This is a genomic window from Streptomyces sp. NPDC001508 (assembly GCF_040298665.1).
GTDB lineage: Bacteria > Actinomycetota > Actinomycetes > Streptomycetales > Streptomycetaceae > Streptomyces.
In genome coordinates this window covers 1-1491 of the sequence record NZ_JBEPAP010000164.1, presented here as the reverse complement: position 1 = coordinate 1491, position 1491 = coordinate 1, and the positions used below count along the sequence as shown (strand labels likewise).

General features: G+C 67.9%; 1 protein-coding gene. It reads left to right on the top strand.

Going from position 1 to position 1491, the window contains the following annotated elements:
• The first annotated feature begins 248 nt into the window (after positions 1 to 248).
• Positions 249 to 1469, top strand: a complete 1221-nt coding sequence (locus ABT245_RS45880) for an IS110 family RNA-guided transposase (protein ID WP_351747114.1) — start codon at positions 249 to 251, stop codon at positions 1467 to 1469.
• The last annotated feature ends 22 nt before the right edge of the window (positions 1470 to 1491 follow it).

The window sequence follows — 1491 nt, the reverse complement described above, 5'->3', positions numbered from 1 at the left end:
GGTGCTCATTAGAGGACCATCCCTTCTGCAGCCCTCACGGGTAGGGTTGTGACCTCTCGGTCCCGGTGGGTGCACGGCCAGTGGTGCGAGCCGTTCGACGGCCTGCATGAGTTCCGCCGGCCCCGCCGGGCCGAGGCCGTCTGATCGGCTTCAGGGACACGCCCCGCAGAGGGCCGATTAATGAGCTCCCGGCAGACGACCTCACGACCGGGCAGGTGCTCCGTCAGCGACACAGGAGTACTTCTTTCGTGTTCATCGGATGGGACTGGGCGACCGAGACTCACGACGTGACGGTCATGGACGACACCGGCAAACGAATCGATCGGTGGGAACTCGCCCATACCGAGGAGGGGTTCACCAAGACCCTGGCCCGGCTGCGCAAGCACGGAGATCCCGCGGATCTGCCGGTGGCGATCGAGACCACCCGCGGCCTGGCCGTCGACCGGCTGCTGGCCGCCGGCCACCCGGTGGTGCCGGTGCATCCGAACGCATTCCACGCGATGCGGGCGCGCTGGGGTGCTTCCAAGGCCAAGACGGACGCGGGCGACAGCATGAAACTCGCCGACTACCTGCGTACCGACGGCCACCTGCTGCCGAGGCTGGAGCCCACCGAACAGGCCACCCTCGATCTGCAGGCCCTCGCCCGGCAGCGGGCCGACCACATCGAGGCCAAGGTCGCCGCCGTCAACCAGCTCGCCGCACTGCTGGACGAGCACTGGCCCGGCGGCAAGGCTGTCTTCTACGAGCTCGACAGCGACATCGCCCTGGCCTTCCTGGAGCGCTACCCCACCCCGGCCTGCGCCGCCAAGCTCACCGCCGGACGCCTCGAAGCCTGGTGCAAACGCCACGGATACTCCGGGAAGAAGCCCGGCAGCGTCCTCATCGAACGCCTGCGATCGGCCCCGAAGGCCGACTCTCGTCTCAGTGATGCCGTCGTCGAGCAGCTGGTACGCGTTCAGGTCCAGCTCGTGCAGGGCGTCCGTGCGACTATCCGCGCCCTGGACAAGTCGATCAGCGAGGCCACCGAAAGGCACCCCTACGCACCGCTGTTCGCGACCATGCCGCGCATCGGGAAGGTCAGCCTCGGGCAGGTCATCGGCGAGATCGGCCCGATCCTGGAACGCGCCCAGACCTGTGAGCAGCTCATCGCCGAAGCGGGCGTCGTCCCGGTCACCCGAGCCTCGGGCAAGGCCCGCACGGTCTCCTTCCGCTTCGCGACCAACCGCAGAGCCCGCGTCGCACTGACGACCTTCGCCGACAACAGCCGACATGGCAGTGACTGGGCCGCCAAGATCTACAACGACGCCCGCGCCCGTCGGAAGCGACATCCCCACGCGATCCGCATCCTGGCCCGCGCCTGGCTGCGGGTGATGTGGGCCTGCTGGCGCGACGGCGTCTGCTACGACCCTGTGATCCACCAGACCAACAGCAAGATCAACAATCCCGGGGACACACCGCTGGCGGCATAGAGGTTGACTCAGGGAACTCATG